The organism is Ferrovibrio sp. GW821-FHT12E11, assembly GCF_058806975.1.
This window is the reverse complement of record NZ_JBXAQG010000001.1, coordinates 2,283,286-2,296,180: the sequence shown is the minus strand read 5'-3', so window position 1 is coordinate 2,296,180 and position 12,895 is coordinate 2,283,286. Positions and strand designations below refer to the sequence as shown.

Below are 12,895 nucleotides of genomic sequence, written 5' to 3'. Positions count from 1 at the left end.
CGGTGGCATGACGAGAGGCGGAGGTTACCCTTTCCCCACCGCCTCGGCGACGCTCTTGAAGCCATCGCGCTTGAGCAGCGCCGCCAGCTCGGCCTTGATGCGCGTCACCAGGCCCGGACCTTCATAGACCAGCGCCGAGTAGAGCTGTACGGCCGAGGCGCCGGCGCGGATCTTGGCATAGGCCTGTTCACCCGAGGCAATACCACCGACGCCGATCAGCGGCACCTTGCCGCCGACGTAAGAGTAAAGCTGCCGCAGCACGGCGGTCGAAGGCTCGAACAGCGGCTGTCCCGACAGCCCGCCGGTCTCTTTATAGTTGCGGCTTTCCAGCGTGGCCGGTCGCGCAATCGTAGTGTTGGTGGCGACGATGCCATCCAGCCGGAAATTCACAGCCAGCTGCGCCACCGCCTGGATGTCTTCATCGGCGAGGTCGGGCGCGATCTTGACCAGCAGCGGCGTTTTATACTGCTCGTGCAGCGGCTGCAGCCGCGCCAGCAAGGCCGTCAGCTCCTCGCGACCCTGGAGATTGCGCAGGCCCGGCGTGTTGGGCGAGGAGACATTGACCACCGCGAAACCACTGAGCGCGGCGAGCCGCGCGTAACTGATCGCATAATCGCCGGGACGGTCGGCGGAGTCTTTATTCGCGCCGAGATTGACGCCGAGCAGCCCAGGCTGGCCCCCTTTGAGATTGGCGCGCCGCGCCTCCAGCCGCGCGGCGGCGACAGCGAGGCCGTCGTTGTTGAAGCCCATGCGGTTGATCACAGCGCGGTCTTCCTCCAGGCGGAAGACGCGCGGGCGCGGATTGCCCGACTGCGGCTGCGGCGTGATGCCGCCCACTTCGACGAAGCCGAAGCCGAGCTGCAGCATGGCATCGGGCACTTCGGCATTCTTGTCAAAACCGGCGGCGAGGCCGACCGGATTGGTCAGGCTGCGGCCGAACAAGGTGGTGGCCAGCACCGGGTCGTCCTTGGGCGCCGGCGGCAGCGGCGCGCAGGACAACAGTTTGAGCGTGGCGCGATGGGCGGTCTCGGCATCGACATAACGCACCAGCGGCCAGATCAGGGTTTTGTACAGGCTCATGATACGGGCTCCATGGCGCGCAGCGGCACGCTGTCCAGCGTTTCAAAGGCGAGCGCGGGATAGACGGTCTCGCGCATCAGGGATATGGCGCGCACCGCGAAGGGCAGATCGAGCGGAATGGCGGCGACCCGGGCCGCAAAATCTGCCGGCAGCCGGTCCGGCTGCGCATAGCGGGCGACGGTGATGTGAATCAGATCATATGTGTTGACGCCACCGGGTGGCGGCGGCACGCCGGCCGCCATGCGCCGGCGCAGGTCCCAGACCGGTTCGGCCGGTTCGGCCACGGCGATCACGGCCGTCGGCATGGCCCGCAGCGCGGTGAAGCGCAGGGTGAAGGGGGCATGATCGGCGCACCACTGTTCCAGCGTGGCCCGCGAGACCGCCGCGACGGTTGTCCAGAACGCATCCTTGTCGAAATTACTGCGCACCGGCGCCATGCTGTAGAGCGACAGATGCAGCGTATCCGGCGGCGGCAGATGCAGCGGCGCGGCACCGCCGGCGGCGGCGGCCAGCGCAGCGGTAACCGGCGCGATGGCGGCCTGTGTCGCCGCATCGGCGAGGGCGAACAGCGTGTAGGAGATCGCCGGCCGGTTCCACAGCGGATCGGCGACGAAGCCGTTCATCACGCCAGCTCCGGGAAGACATGACGGCCGGTGGCCGGATCGAGCGGCAGTTTTTCGACGCGATGGACCGCTGCAACGGGAAGCGGCCCATAGAGATGGGGGAAGAGATCGTCGTTGCGCGATTTCTCCCATTTCAACGGCGCCGTCAGCACCGCGGTGTCGACGGCGAGCAGCAGCAGGCCGGCCAGGCCGGCATAATGCTTCGCGGCCGTGTCGGCCGCCTGCTGCGCCGTGGAGAAATGGATGAAGCCGTCGCGGATATCATGGGCCGTGCCGGTAAAAGCGCCCGCCGCCTGTGCCGCCGCCCAGTCGGATTCGGTGATGATGCGATAGATCGTGGTCATCGGCATGGGATAGCAGAAGCCACGCGGGACGTCACCCCGCTCTCCTTCTCCGCGTCATGCCAACGCGCAGCGGTGGTATCCACGTCTTTCCCGGCCGTAAGCAAGTCGTGGATGCCACGCAAGCGTGGCATGACGGAGAGCAGACGACCCCTCACTTCGTCCGCCCCGCGGTTTTCTCGAAGCTGCGCAGACCGGCCATGCCGAGCATGGCCAGCACCAGTTCGAACAGGCTGTCGGTCTGGATCGCCGGCGGCTGCAGGCCCGGCGACCACAGCGCCGCCGCCCAGAGGAACAGCGGATGGCCGATATAGGCCCAGCCCACGGCAGCCGCACAGATCCAGCCGACCGCAGGCCGCCAGCCGGCGACGAAAACCGAACGATGCGTCGCCTCGATCTTGTTCAATTCGATTTGCAGCTCAGCCGGATGTTGCCGTAACCGCTCCAGAACTGCTTCGGCCTGGGCGCGCTCCTCGTCAGAGGTAAACAATTTATCGAACACATTCCCGATGGCCTCCACGGGAGAGGCGACGTTGGCCAGCAGCAGCTTGTCGAGCATGGCAGAGTCCCGTCAGGCGATATCGTTATAGAAAGCGTGGCGACCGATCACCGCGCAGGGCGTGCGACCGCGCGCCCAGGCCGGCGCCGTATCCACCGTGTGATAATGGGTGGCGCCAAAGGTGTAGTCCGGCAGGTCGCCGGCCAGCGCCGTCTGGGCGATCTGCTGCGCCTGCGCGAACGCCCGGTCGCGCGCGGTGACGGCCAGCAGTTTCGCGCGATTGGGATCGCCCGGCAGCCAGCAGGAAAACTGCCGGGGTTTCAGACATATCTCGGCTAGGCTGCGGCCCCACCAGCCGGGTCGCCCGGCACGATTGAGAATGATGCTGGCAACCGCGCGCATGCCATCGGTGCCCTCGCCGCGCGCCTCGCCCCAGAGCGTGCGCGCCAGCACATCGAGCGCAAAGGCCTGGTCGCCGTAAGCCGCCGCGCGGTTGGGATGATCGAAGGCTGTCATGTCAGGACACCATCCGTGTCTGCTGCCCGAGCTTGGCCTCGATGCGTAGCAGATGTTCGGTCAGCCGCGTCTCGACATCCTTGAGGTAGCCGATCGAGGCATAGCGCTGGGCGACCTCGAGTTTGTAGTCGGCCAATGCGGCTCTTGTCGCCGTTACCGCGGCACGTTGTTCGGCCTGCATCTGGTGCAGCAGCAGTTCCTGGCGTTCGCGCTGATGCTGGGTCAGCCAGAACAGGCCGCCGAGCGCCGGCAGTTCGACGGCGCTGAGCCACCACATCAGGTCGATGGCGATTTCACTGGTCATCATGGCGCGTCTCCTTCCCTACACATCGAAATCGGTGACGGCGCGATGGGCCAGGCCACCCTGGCGCCAGTCGTGCCGCTCTGGCCGCGCTGGCAGCAGGCCAACACGCACCGGCTCGCTGGCCAGGCATCCGGCCACCGCGTCCAGGCCGTCGTCCTGCATCTGCCCGCCGGGCCGCCATTCGCGCATTTCGCGCAGGAAAGGCGTTTCGGTGATCTGGTCATGGGCGCGCAGCGCCCCGGCCGCCAGCACGGCATCGAAAGCCTCCAGGATGCGCACGGCTTTGGCCTTGCGGCTGCTGCATTCGATCACGCTGGCGCCGCAGCCGGTCTCGGCCAGTGCCTTGCGCAGCAGCCCGGGCAGGAAACGGCCAAGACCGTTGATCTCGACGCGAATGGCAGGCGCATAGAATTCCCTGGCGAAGTCTGCGGCCTGGCGGCAGAGCTGGGTGGCGGCATCGGCCGGATCGCGCACATCCTGTTTCAGCCAGCGGATGCGATGCAGGTGATAGCCGCCATCGGAATCGGTGAAGACGATGGCGATGACGCTGCCATCGCCCTTGCGTGGTGCGCCGAAAGCCGGGTCCCACCAGCAGCTGGCCGAGACCAGACGCCGCTCGCCGAGCTTCAGTCGCAGGGCATCGCCGCTGAGCATCTCTGCGGTGATGTCTTCCTTGTAGAGCACGATGCGTTCGGGATCGAGGCGGCCGTCTTCGGTGGAGGTCGGCTGCAACAGCATCTGGGCGGCAAAGCGCGCCGGGCCGCTGCGACGGCGGATATGGTTCAGCCGTGCGGGCGTGAAGCGTTCAGGCCAGCGGCTCTGGCCCCGCTCGTCGAGCACCGGCAGTTCGAGGCGCGCGAAACCGTCCAGGAATGGTGCGGTCTCGCCGATCTCCTTGCGCGGACCGAGCGCGTAGATCGAATAGTATGAGTGCGGCGTGCCGGCATAGAGCTGCGTACCTTCGGGCACCAGCACGTAATCGATCTCGGCCAGGCGGGCGCGCAGCTCCTCGCGCTTCAGCGGCGTGTCGCTGGTGTCGGGCACTTCGACATCGTCACAGAGCACGATATCGGCGCGACAGCCGGTGATATTGCCATGCAGGCCGCGCGCCAGCATCGAGGGATCGCGCCATTCGGCATCGCGGCGCACGGTGAACTGGTCGGCCGCCCACTGGTCCGGCCGGTCGGGCTTGAGCCGCACGGTGAGCGGATGGCGTTCGATGATGCGTTTGACGTTGCGCACCATCTTGCGCGCCAGCGCCTGCTCGGCCGCCAGAACCAGGATGCGGAGCGACGGGTCGCGCAGCAGCAGCCAGGCGGCGAACAGGCCGACCAGGGTCGACTTGCCGGCATCGCGGAAGACCAGCAGCAGCAGGTCGCGGCGCTTTTCGTTCCAGCAGCGTTCGAGCCAGGCGATCACATCGTCATGCAGCGCCGGCGTGGTCAGGCGCTGACGCCGGTTCCAGACATCGACGAAATCGCGCAACGATATGGTCTGCGCCAGATCCGGCGGCAGGATGCGTGGGCTGAGTTCAGTCATCGCGTGCCCCCCGCGCATCAGCCAGCAAAGCTTCCAGCGCAGCCTGGTCGTATTCCTCCGGCGGCTCGGCCTTGCGGCCCGCCCGATCGAGGCCGAGCAGTTTCTGCAGCAGGGCGATATGGGTCAGCATGGCCTTGAGCATGCCCTGGCGGCGCTGCTGCTCCAGATCGCCGGGCTTGTGTGGGGTCAAGCTCATGCGGGCATATTGCTCCTGTAGGTCGCCAAGCCGCTGGCGCGCGATGACGTCGAAGCGATCGACCAGGGTTTCTTCGGACATGCGGGGCCTCCATTGTGATGCGACAGAAAGGCGGCCCGGCGGATGGCGCCGCCGGGCCGGGTTGCTCAGGCCTTGATGATGTAATTCAGCACCAGGGTCGGCTGCGTGTTATTATGCGGTGCGTCGCCGCCGGCGAATTCGGTGTGGCCAATGACAACACCGGCATCGCGGTAGACGTGAACACTCACCGCAGAGGCAGCCGCCTGCTCGCCGCGCACGTCATGACGATGCGACGCCAGTTCAGCGACAGTCAGCTGATGCTGCTGGTTGCCACCGGCCGCGCCAAGCTGGCTGCCGTTCAGGCCAGCGGACGAGCCGGCAGTCAGGCGATTGGCCGCGGTGCCGCCCATATCGTCCTTGCCGGCGACCACGCGACCGCGCAGATCGGGCAGGTTGAAGGTGGTGCTGCTATCGCCGGTGCCATAGACCGTGCCGGTCACGGCGAACAGCGCAGCATAGGTCACGCGGCTGACTGCCGCGCCGTCGCAGAGCAGCCAACCGGTCGGCGCGGTCGTGCCAGCGAAAGCACTGACGGCACCAACCGGCAGCAGCGACCCGGCATCGACATCGATACGCAGCGTTTCATCGCCGCCATCCGCCTGCTCGGTCAGCGTGACGGCGGTGCCGGCGACCAGCTTCTGCGCCAACGCGCCCGCCGTGCGGTCGTTGGTTGAGACGTGCAGTACCTGAAGGCGGCGGATACGCACCACCGCGCCACTGGCTGGCGCGCCGGCAAAGACGGCGGTGCCGCCGAACGGATCGCCCGCGCCATAGACGCTGACGCCCGCGGCGAGATTGCCGTTCAGATAGACGGCGATCTCAGCCGCCGAAGCGAAGGCAAAGGGAATGTCGAAAATCGTGGTCGTGCCGTTGCCCTCATAGGTCAGTTCGGCATTGCCAGTGGAAACGGGGATCGTCATGAGTAGGATACCTTTGTAAAAGTTGCTGATTTGTTCTTTTAATGGTTGCAAAATCTAGGCTTACATCGCGGACTCCTTCTCAGTTGTTGGTCGTTTCCGGCTCAGTCCTGCACCAGCAGGGCCACCAGCAGCAAAAGCGCGGCCGCGGCGATCTCGGCAGCCATCATTAGGCTGCCAGCCTGTCGGCCAGGGTGACATCGCCGGCTGCAAGATCGATGACGATCACCGGCGCCGGCGGCGTCACATCCAGCGGCGTGTCGAACAGCAAGGCCGCCAGCAGACGGCGATGGAAATCCGGCGCCGCCGCCATGGCCATCGCATGCCAGGCCGGCGCGACGGTCTGGCCGATGCGGGTGATGTGGAAGCCATCTGCCGTTCCGCTCGCTTCCAGATGCAGGATGCCGCGACCCCAGCCCTTGCCATGGCGCAGGCCGGCCCGGATCAGGGCCGAGGCCAGGTCCGTGGCCGCCGTGCCATGGGCGATATAGCGCTGCCGCGCCTCGTCCATCTCGGCGCGCCAGAAGATCTGCGCCCGGCCGGCGGTGAGCAGCAGGCTGGCGCATGCGCTGCGACCACCCGTCGTCGTGCCCTGCGGCAGGCCGAGGTAAAAGCCGAGCAGGGCAAAGCCGATGGCAGGATCCTGCAGATGTGCACTGAGCCGCGCCCCGATGCCACCGGTGCAGTGGCGATCGTTCAGCCGTGCGGCGGCCACCGCCAGACGATCGTCGCAGGCCAGGGCGAAGCCGGCCGGCTGTGCGGGATCGATATCCCCGACACCGTCGGCCAGCAGCAGGCGCACCGGCTGATCGAGCGCCTCGGCCGCCCGACGGAACTGCACGGCGCAGGCCAGGCTGGCGCGCGCCGGCGTGCTGAGCAGCAGCAGCGTCATGCCGCCACCGCGTCCAGACGGGCCGGATCGATCACCGTGACGTGTTCGGGCAGATCCGGCCGCCGCGCCGGACCGTCGATCTCGATCAGCACCAGCCGCGTCAGCCAGTAAAGCGACGCTGCCAGCACCGCAAGATTGTGCCAGTAGCTGTTGTCACAGGCCTGGCGCCACAGATCGCCCTCCAGGAACAGGCAGGCGCCCTGGCACAGCGTGACCAGCGGGCAGCGGCTGCATTCGTCACGCACCGACCAGTGATAGGCGGTGTCGAGGCGGATATCGGCCATCGCTTCGACATGACCGATACGATGCTTAGTGTCCGCCGACATGTTCTGACAGGTGATGGCGTTGCCCTTGAGATCGACCGCCAGGCGGGCCGGGTCGTCCATGCCGCATTTCTGTCCGAGCGCTGCGGCCGGCCGCGCCTCGGGGTCGCGCTGGCGCCGCGCCGCGAACCAGGCCTGCCGTTCCAGCGCCGGATAACGCAGCGCCAGATGGTCCAGGCTGTAGTCCTGACGCCGGAAGACCGTATCGAGCCGACCACCGACGCCTTCTTCCAGCACCAGATCGTTCAGCGGCACCGCGGAGAAGCGGAAGGCGCTGACCTCGCCGAGCGCTGCTTCCTCGCAGGCCAGACAGGCGGTGCCGGCCACCACCAGATCAAGAAACGCCTGATGAAGCTCGACACTGAGATTTGACTTGTCGAATTGCGCCTGCAGCAGGGCGGCAGCTTTGTCGAGTTCCGCAGCCATGGCGCCATGCTCGGCTTCCGGCACATCGCGGCCCGGCTGGAAGGCAAACCAGCGCGACCATGGCGGCGTCAGTTGGGATAACAGGGCTGCGGCAAGCTGCTCCGCGGCATCGGCGGCCGTGGCATCGAACAGCCGCTCGTTCACACGGCCGCCGCCGGCATTGAAACCGGCCGCCGTGCCGGGACGACGCAGCGGCAGCGCATAGTCGTAGCAATCCTGCCACAGGGCATCCCAGCTGCCGCGCTGGCTGCGCGCACGACTGTGGCGGCGGCGCAGCGCCTGCGGATCGAGCAGGGTCTGCAAGGGATCGATGGTGGCGCCGGCTGTGGAGACGGGGGTGATCGACATGCGACTCACTCGCCCAGCAGGCGTTTCGCGGCGGGGGCGCCACCGGCGACGTTGTCGTCCAGGCCGCGCCAGGAGGTGGCGATGGTTTCGCCCTGGGACCGGCGACGGCGCTCGCGCGCGGCGCGTTCGGCGATCTCGGCCTCGCTTTCACTCGGCGGCGGCGGGGCCGGGATGGGCGGCGGAGGCGGCGGCGGTGACGGCGAAGAGAAAATCCCACCCATGTTGCAGGCCTTTCGCAGGCTGGCACCGATCCATATCGGCGCAAAGTTGCTTAAATGTTCTTTGTAGAGTCAGAATAGAACGAAACAAATCCATAATCAAGGGATATTTTCCGCAACTCAAGAAAAAGTTCCCATGGTGTTCTAATGGACCAGCAGTGCAGCCCAATCAGGCGCTTGACCGTCTCGACACAGGAGAACGGCAGCGGCGGCGCCAGCCGGCGCGGCGGATCCAGCACCGGCACGGTCAGCGCGCACTGGCCGCGCGCCCGCAGATGCGCGGCCAGGTCGGCCTGCGGCGACCAGCCGGAAAAGCTCCGGATTTCAAGGCGATGAGAGAGTGGATCGATTCCGATCCAGCCATCATCCAGGGCCAGATAGGCGAGGCAGTGACGGAAGCCGGGCTTGAGCCGGCGCAGCTTGGGCAGTCGGGTCTCCTCGAGGAAAACCACCACGGCACGGCGGCCTGCGGTTGGCCCTGTCGCAGGCGATACGGGTGCCGGACGGGCCATTTTCGCCCGGTTTTCCGCAATTTGTTTCATATCCAACCCTGCTACGATAGGAACAGAACAAAAATTCTCGTTTCTTTAGACCCTTATATTCCTATATTGTTCTCATGTCAAATGGTTTTAGAGAGAATATTCCTGTAGCCAAAACCCTGAATTTACAAGACTATCGTCCCATGCTGACTCACCGGGCAATATGGGCCGCTATTGACGGCCTGGCCGAACGTTACGGCCTGACTGCGTCCGGACTCGCCCGCAAGGCCGGGCTGGATCCGACCACCTTTAACCGCTCGAAACGCACCTCTCGCGATGGCAAGCAGCGCTGGCCGTCCACTGAATCGATCGCCAAGGTGATCGAGGCCACCGGCGCCAGCGTGCCGGAATTCATGGACCTGCTGATCGAGACCGGCGGTGTGGCCCGCAGCACGCAGCGCGTGCCGCTGATCGGCCTGGCCCAGGCCGGCAAGGACGGTTTCTTCGACGATGCCGGCTTCCCGATCGGTGAGGGCTGGGAAAAGGTGCCCTTCCCCGAACTGGGCGACAGCCAGGCCTATGCCCTGGAGATCAGCGGCGACAGCATGCTGCCGGTTTATCGCGACGGCGACATCGTGATTGTCTCGCCAGCCGCCAGCGTGCGTCGCGGCGATCGCGTGATCGCCAAGACCGTGCAGGGCGAAGTCATGTGCAAGATGCTGGCGCGCCGCACGCTGACCCGCATCGAACTCGCCTCCTTCAATCCCGAATTCCCCGAGCGCGCCTTCGACGTGCAGGACATCGCCTGGATCGCCCGCATCATCTGGGCCGCGCAGTAATCCATGTCGGATTCTCTGGCAGCCGCACTCGGCCGGCTGCCGGCGCTGGTCGCCGGCGGTGGTTTCGCCTGGTGGTTCGAGAACGGCCGGCTGGAAAAAATCTCCGCCGATGCCGCTGCCCGCCGCGCCCGTGCCACGCCGCCGCTGCTGGTGCATGGCAGGGCGACTGCCACGCGGCTGGGTGTCGAACCCTTCCCGGCCTATGACCTGCTTGATCTCTTCGCCTTCGTACGGCCGGCGCGATTCTGCCTGCCGACACCCCATGGCCTGCTGGCGCGCCTCGAGCTTGACGCCGCCGACGATGAGGAAGCCGCCCAGTATCTGCACCATGCCGCGCAGACCCTGCTGGAAGAATTGCCGAAGCAGCAGCCGCGTGCGCTGAAGCGCAGCGCACGTCTCGCGCAGACACTGCAAAAAGCCGGCTGGCCCTGGGCCATCTATCTGCTCACCGCGCTGGGGCCCGAAGCTTCCAGCGTGCCGGCCGGCGGTTTCGGCGGCCTCGACATCTGGCAAGAATTGCCCGAATGGGTGGATTACGCGCCGCCGCCGCCACCGGATACGCAGACGGTGTCGCCGATGGAGGCGCGCGAGCGTCTGGCCCGCCTGCTAGGTACGACATCGGAGCTGCGCGAGACCCAGGCCGATTATGCCGCCACCACCGCGCAGGCTTTCGCGCCGCGCGAAATGATCGGCATGCCGGAAACCGTGCTGGCCGAAGCCGGCACCGGCATCGGCAAGACGCTGGGCTATATCGCACCCGCCAGCGTCTGGGCCGAGAAGAATGGCGGCACGGTTTGGCTCTCCACCTATACCAAGAACCTGCAGCGCCAACTGGATCGCGAACTCGACCGTCTGTTTTCCGATCCGGCCGAGAAGGCCGCCAAAGTGGTGGTGCGCAAGGGCCGCGAGAATTATCTCTGCCTGCTGAATCTGGAGGATGCGAGCCAGGGCGGCGTCGCGCGGCCCCAGGATATCGTGCCGCTCAGCCTGATCGCGCGCTGGGCCGGCGCCACCCGCGACGGCGACCTGGCTGGCGGCGATTTTCCCGCCTGGGCCGTCGACCTGCATGGCCGCAACCGCACGCTGGGACTGACCGATCAGCGTGGCGAATGCATTCATGCCGGCTGTCCGCATTACCGCAAATGCTTCATCGAGCGCAGCGTACGCAAATCGCGCAAGGCCGAGATGGTGATCGCCAACCACGCCCTGGTGATGATCCAGGCCGCGATGGGCGAGGATGAGTCGCAGAAGCCGCTGCGCTATGTCTTCGACGAAGGCCACCACCTGTTCGAAGCCGCCGACGGCGCTTTCGCCGCCCATCTGACCGGTATGGAAGGCGTCGACCTGCGGCGTTGGCTGCGTGGGCCGGAAGGCGGACGCCGCAGCCGCGCCCGCGGCCTGGCCAACCGCATCGGCGACCTGGTGGCGCAGGACGACCGCGGCAAGGCCATGCTGGATGCCATCGTCGAGGCCGCGCGCTGCCTGCCCGGCGAGGGCTGGCTGGCGCGTCTGGCCGAGGGTAATGCCAATGGCAGTGGCGAAAAGTTTCTGGCCAAAACACGCCAGCAGATACTGGCGCGTAGCGCCCAGCCGGACAGCCCCTATGGCCTGGAATGCCCGACGCGCGAGCCGGTCGAGGGCCTGATAGATGCCGCGCTGACCTTTGCCCATGGCATCGAACGTCTGCTTGAGCCGCTGAACGGCCTGAGCAAATCCTTAAGCGACATGCTGGCCGATGAAACCGCCGAACTGGACACGGCGACGCGCAGCCGCATGGAAGGCGCCGTGCGCGGCCTGCTGCGACGCAAGCTGACGCTGGATGCCTGGCGCAGCATGCTGCTCGACCTGCAGACCGAAACGCCATCGACCTTCGTCGACTGGTTCGGCCTGGAGCGCATCGACGGCCGCGATCTCGATCTCGGCCTCTATCGCCATTACCTCGACCCGATGCAGCCTTTCGCTGCCGCTGTGCTGAAACCGGCCCATGGCGTCGCCATCACATCGGCGACCTTGCGCGATATCGCGCCGATGAAAACCGATGCGGCGCCGGAAGCCGCCTGGGCCAGTGCCGAGATCCGCAGCGGCGCGCGCCATCTGCCGCAACCGGCCCGCCGTGCCGCCTTCCCCTCGCCCTTCGACTATGCCGGCCGCACCCGCGTGCTGGTAGTGACCGACGTGCGGCGCGATGCCATGGACCAGGTGGCCGCCGCCTATCGCGAACTCTTCTTGGCCTCCGGCGGCGGCGGCCTGGGGTTGTTCACCGCGATCTTCCGCCTGCGCGCCGTGCAGAAGCGCGTCCTGCGGCCGCTGGCCGAAGCCGGCCTTCCGTTATACGCACAGCATGTCGATCCGCTGGATAACGCCACGCTGGTCGACATCTTCCGCGCCGAGGAAAACGCCTGCCTGCTGGGCACGGACGCGATGCGCGATGGTGTCGATGTGCCGGGCGCGTCCTTGCGCCTGGTCGTCTTCGACCGCGTGCCCTGGCCGCGGCCCGACCTGCTGCACAAGGCGCGCAAGGCGGCTTTCGGCGGCCAGGCCTATGACGATCTGTTGACCCGCCTGAAGCTGAAGCAGGCCTATGGGCGACTTTTGCGGCGTGCTGACGATTACGGCGTCTTTGTTGTGCTGGACGCGCAGCTGCCCTCCCGTCTGCTCTCTGCTTTTCCGGCCAGCGTCGATGTACGCCGCGTCGGAATCAGGGACGCCGTGGCGGAAACGGCGAGCTTCCTCACATCGATGCGCGCCGGCACTGGCGAAGCGCAAAATCTCGCCTAAACTGGCAGCCATCCTTTCGCCGCATTCGGCCGCTAGTCGAAGCGCTCCCCGTTCCGAAGGCTTTTTCCGCATGTCGACCATCACGCCCCAGAATGCCCTGATCTATGCCATGGTCATTGCCGCCGTGGCCGACGGGAAGCTGAAAGACTCCGAAATCAACGCCATCGACGTGGCGGTGCGGCATCTGCCGATCTTCCGCGGCTACGGTCTCGACGCCATGCAGGTGGCCGTGGGTGACTGCGTGGCGCTGCTGGATCAGGAAGACGGCGTCGATGCGGTGCTCGGCCTGGTCAAGGAAGCCCTGCCGGCCGACTGGGTGGAAACCGCCTATGCGCTGGCCTGCGATATCGTCGCGGTCGACGGTCATGGCCGCCAGGAAGAACTGCGCTGGCTGGAAATGCTGCGTCACGAACTCGGCGTCGAGCGCCTGCACGCCGCTGCCATCGAGCGCGGCGCCGGCGTGCGCTACAAGCGCCTGCCGCACTAAAAATTCCGG

At 66.6% G+C, this 12,895-nt stretch carries 16 protein-coding genes; 3 read left to right on the top strand and 13 right to left on the bottom strand.

Annotated elements, in window-relative coordinates:
- Positions 1–24 precede the first annotated feature (24 nt).
- The 13 genes from AC1ROT_RS11495 to AC1ROT_RS11435 all read right to left on the bottom strand — a co-directional run bounded on the left by AC1ROT_RS11495 (position 25) and on the right by AC1ROT_RS11435 (position 8,845).
- Positions 25–1,080: a quinone-dependent dihydroorotate dehydrogenase gene (locus tag AC1ROT_RS11495; protein ID WP_492999120.1), complete on the bottom strand. Its 1,056-nt coding sequence runs from the start codon at positions 1,078–1,080 to the stop codon at positions 25–27.
- Positions 1,077–1,703, bottom strand: a complete 627-nt coding sequence (locus AC1ROT_RS11490) for a 2'-5' RNA ligase family protein (RefSeq protein ID WP_492999118.1) — start codon at positions 1,701–1,703, stop codon at positions 1,077–1,079. Before AC1ROT_RS11490 ends, AC1ROT_RS11495 begins: the two co-directional genes overlap by 4 nt.
- Positions 1,703–2,053 carry a DUF952 domain-containing protein gene (locus AC1ROT_RS11485; RefSeq protein ID WP_492973648.1) on the bottom strand — a complete coding sequence of 117 codons (351 nt, stop codon included), beginning with the start codon at positions 2,051–2,053 and terminating at the stop codon, positions 1,703–1,705. The genes AC1ROT_RS11490 and AC1ROT_RS11485 overlap by 1 nt, the downstream gene beginning before the upstream one ends.
- Positions 2,054–2,198: 145 nt before the next feature.
- Positions 2,199–2,603, bottom strand: a complete 405-nt coding sequence (locus tag AC1ROT_RS11480; RefSeq protein ID WP_492999117.1) for a 3TM-type holin — start codon at positions 2,601–2,603, stop codon at positions 2,199–2,201.
- Between the two features lie 12 nt (positions 2,604–2,615).
- Positions 2,616–3,059, bottom strand: a complete 444-nt coding sequence (locus AC1ROT_RS11475; protein ID WP_492999115.1) for a cell wall hydrolase — start codon at positions 3,057–3,059, stop codon at positions 2,616–2,618.
- 1 nt (position 3,060) lies between these two features.
- Positions 3,061–3,366 carry a hypothetical protein gene (locus tag AC1ROT_RS11470; protein WP_492999113.1) on the bottom strand — a complete coding sequence of 102 codons (306 nt, stop codon included), beginning with the start codon at positions 3,364–3,366 and terminating at the stop codon, positions 3,061–3,063.
- A 15-nt stretch (positions 3,367–3,381) separates the two neighbouring features.
- A complete protein-coding gene (gene terL / locus AC1ROT_RS11465) occupies positions 3,382–4,902 on the bottom strand; it encodes a phage terminase large subunit (RefSeq protein WP_492999111.1) in 1,521 nt (506 codons plus the stop codon).
- Positions 4,895–5,179 carry a hypothetical protein gene (locus tag AC1ROT_RS11460; RefSeq protein ID WP_492999110.1) on the bottom strand — a complete coding sequence of 95 codons (285 nt, stop codon included), beginning with the start codon at positions 5,177–5,179 and terminating at the stop codon, positions 4,895–4,897. The genes terL and AC1ROT_RS11460 overlap by 8 nt, the downstream gene beginning before the upstream one ends.
- A 65-nt stretch (positions 5,180–5,244) precedes the next feature.
- Entirely contained in the window at positions 5,245–6,099 is an 855-nt protein-coding gene (locus AC1ROT_RS11455) for a tail fiber protein (RefSeq protein ID WP_492999109.1), read from the bottom strand.
- 166 nt (positions 6,100–6,265) lie between these two features.
- A complete protein-coding gene (locus AC1ROT_RS11450; RefSeq protein WP_492999108.1) occupies positions 6,266–6,988 on the bottom strand; it encodes a hypothetical protein in 723 nt (240 codons plus the stop codon).
- Entirely contained in the window at positions 6,985–8,085 is a 1,101-nt protein-coding gene (locus tag AC1ROT_RS11445) for a portal protein (RefSeq protein ID WP_492999106.1), read from the bottom strand. Before AC1ROT_RS11445 ends, AC1ROT_RS11450 begins: the two co-directional genes overlap by 4 nt.
- Before the next feature lie 5 nt (positions 8,086–8,090).
- A complete protein-coding gene (locus AC1ROT_RS11440; RefSeq protein ID WP_492999105.1) occupies positions 8,091–8,306 on the bottom strand; it encodes a hypothetical protein in 216 nt (71 codons plus the stop codon).
- Positions 8,307–8,356: 50 nt separating this feature from the next.
- Entirely contained in the window at positions 8,357–8,845 is a 489-nt protein-coding gene (locus AC1ROT_RS11435) for a hypothetical protein (protein ID WP_492999104.1), read from the bottom strand.
- 140 nt (positions 8,846–8,985) lie between these two features.
- On the opposite strand from AC1ROT_RS11435, the gene AC1ROT_RS11430 reads away from it, so the two are divergent.
- From AC1ROT_RS11430 to AC1ROT_RS11420, 3 genes are all read left to right on the top strand, one after another.
- Positions 8,986–9,621 carry a S24 family peptidase gene (locus tag AC1ROT_RS11430; RefSeq protein WP_492973727.1) on the top strand — a complete coding sequence of 212 codons (636 nt, stop codon included), beginning with the start codon at positions 8,986–8,988 and terminating at the stop codon, positions 9,619–9,621.
- 3 nt (positions 9,622–9,624) lie between these two features.
- On the top strand, positions 9,625–12,399 hold the full coding sequence (locus AC1ROT_RS11425) for an ATP-dependent DNA helicase (RefSeq protein ID WP_492999103.1): 2,775 nt from the start codon (positions 9,625–9,627) through the stop codon (positions 12,397–12,399).
- 70 nt (positions 12,400–12,469) lie between these two features.
- Complete coding sequence (locus AC1ROT_RS11420) at positions 12,470–12,886, top strand: tellurite resistance TerB family protein (RefSeq protein ID WP_492973729.1); 417 nt, start codon at positions 12,470–12,472, stop codon at positions 12,884–12,886.
- Positions 12,887–12,895: the final 9 nt, after the last annotated feature.

What these genes read in the sequence shown, in the direction of transcription:
- AC1ROT_RS11495 (WP_492999120.1), bottom strand. Translation starts at nt 1,080, where the DNA reads ATGAGCCTGTACAAAACCCTGATCTGGCCGCTGGTGCGTTATGTCGAT.
- AC1ROT_RS11490 (WP_492999118.1), bottom strand. Translation starts at nt 1,703, where the DNA reads ATGAACGGCTTCGTCGCCGATCCGCTGTGGAACCGGCCGGCGATCTCC.
- AC1ROT_RS11485 (WP_492973648.1), bottom strand. Translation starts at nt 2,053, where the DNA reads ATGCCGATGACCACGATCTATCGCATCATCACCGAATCCGACTGGGCG.
- AC1ROT_RS11480 (WP_492999117.1), bottom strand. Translation starts at nt 2,603, where the DNA reads ATGCTCGACAAGCTGCTGCTGGCCAACGTCGCCTCTCCCGTGGAGGCC.
- AC1ROT_RS11475 (WP_492999115.1), bottom strand. Translation starts at nt 3,059, where the DNA reads ATGACAGCCTTCGATCATCCCAACCGCGCGGCGGCTTACGGCGACCAG.
- AC1ROT_RS11470 (WP_492999113.1), bottom strand. Translation starts at nt 3,366, where the DNA reads ATGATGACCAGTGAAATCGCCATCGACCTGATGTGGTGGCTCAGCGCC.
- terL (WP_492999111.1), bottom strand. Translation starts at nt 4,902, where the DNA reads ATGACTGAACTCAGCCCACGCATCCTGCCGCCGGATCTGGCGCAGACC.
- AC1ROT_RS11460 (WP_492999110.1), bottom strand. Translation starts at nt 5,179, where the DNA reads ATGTCCGAAGAAACCCTGGTCGATCGCTTCGACGTCATCGCGCGCCAG.
- AC1ROT_RS11455 (WP_492999109.1), bottom strand. Translation starts at nt 6,099, where the DNA reads ATGACGATCCCCGTTTCCACTGGCAATGCCGAACTGACCTATGAGGGC.
- AC1ROT_RS11450 (WP_492999108.1), bottom strand. Translation starts at nt 6,988, where the DNA reads ATGACGCTGCTGCTGCTCAGCACGCCGGCGCGCGCCAGCCTGGCCTGC.
- AC1ROT_RS11445 (WP_492999106.1), bottom strand. Translation starts at nt 8,085, where the DNA reads ATGTCGATCACCCCCGTCTCCACAGCCGGCGCCACCATCGATCCCTTG.
- AC1ROT_RS11440 (WP_492999105.1), bottom strand. Translation starts at nt 8,306, where the DNA reads ATGGGTGGGATTTTCTCTTCGCCGTCACCGCCGCCGCCTCCGCCGCCC.
- AC1ROT_RS11435 (WP_492999104.1), bottom strand. Translation starts at nt 8,845, where the DNA reads ATGAAACAAATTGCGGAAAACCGGGCGAAAATGGCCCGTCCGGCACCC.
- AC1ROT_RS11430 (WP_492973727.1), top strand. Translation starts at nt 8,986, where the DNA reads ATGCTGACTCACCGGGCAATATGGGCCGCTATTGACGGCCTGGCCGAA.
- AC1ROT_RS11425 (WP_492999103.1), top strand. Translation starts at nt 9,625, where the DNA reads ATGTCGGATTCTCTGGCAGCCGCACTCGGCCGGCTGCCGGCGCTGGTC.
- AC1ROT_RS11420 (WP_492973729.1), top strand. Translation starts at nt 12,470, where the DNA reads ATGTCGACCATCACGCCCCAGAATGCCCTGATCTATGCCATGGTCATT.